This is a genomic window from Mesorhizobium sp. M0633 (assembly GCF_040320645.1).
Lineage (GTDB): Bacteria > Pseudomonadota > Alphaproteobacteria > Rhizobiales > Rhizobiaceae > Mesorhizobium.
Map to the genome: position 1 here is coordinate 1 of NZ_JAMYQC010000131.1, position 655 is coordinate 655.

Sequence of the window (655 nt, forward strand, 5' to 3'; positions counted from 1 at the left end):
TGGTTCGTCCCTCCGGTGTTCGTGAAGACTGAAACCGGCGACAGGCATGGCTGCAACAATGCGAGGGCCGCCCTTGAGCAGCTCAAGAGGTGGACCCGGAGAGGACCTCGCTGGCACAAGGCGGTGAACCTCTGCCTGTCAGACCTAGAGGGCGATCCGATTGACCCTCAGGTGGTACCAAAGGCCTTTGAGGCTGCCGCTAAGGAGGCAAAGATGTATCTTTCCCCATAGGAGGAGGTGTCATGGCAACCCATTGGTCCTCCCCTCCTGTGTACGTCAGGACCGACCGACCTGGGGTCACCTACGGGTGCAACAATGTCGAGGGTGCCGCCGAGGAACTCATGAAGTGGACCAAGATGGGACCTAAGTGGAGGAAGGCTGTGCAACTGTGCGCCGACGCCTTTCAGGACCGTATCACTCCGGAAGAGGTCCGTCAGGCTTTCGAGGCTGCTGCCAGGGAGGAGGGGGTGCTCCGTGAGTAGCAGGCCGGTGCCCATGGCTATGTCGGTAAAGTCCCGCTAGGCTGCCTAAAATGCTGACCAAGGCCGCACTGCTCGAAATAGACCCCGATACGAGAGCGTTCTCTCTGGTCGGCGCATTTATGGGCCATTTTGCACTTCTTGAAACTCGCATCGGAGCTGCTCTGGGCGAGGTA

2 protein-coding genes are annotated in these 655 nt (G+C 59.4%); both read left to right on the forward strand.

Annotated features, from left to right (window positions below):
• A partial coding sequence (locus NKI47_RS35005; protein ID WP_352596414.1) for a DUF982 domain-containing protein occupies window positions 1–231 on the forward strand: 231 nt, incomplete at its 5' end.
• 11 nt (window positions 232–242) lie between these two features.
• Window positions 243–482 carry a DUF982 domain-containing protein gene (locus tag NKI47_RS35010; RefSeq protein WP_352596417.1) on the forward strand — a complete coding sequence of 80 codons (240 nt, stop codon included), beginning with the start codon at window positions 243–245 and terminating at the stop codon, window positions 480–482.
• Window positions 483–655 lie beyond the last annotated feature (173 nt).

Coding starts and splice junctions, on each gene's coding strand:
- NKI47_RS35010 (WP_352596417.1), top strand. CDS start 243: ATGGCAACCCATTGGTCCTCCCCTCCTGTGTACGTCAGGACCGACCGA.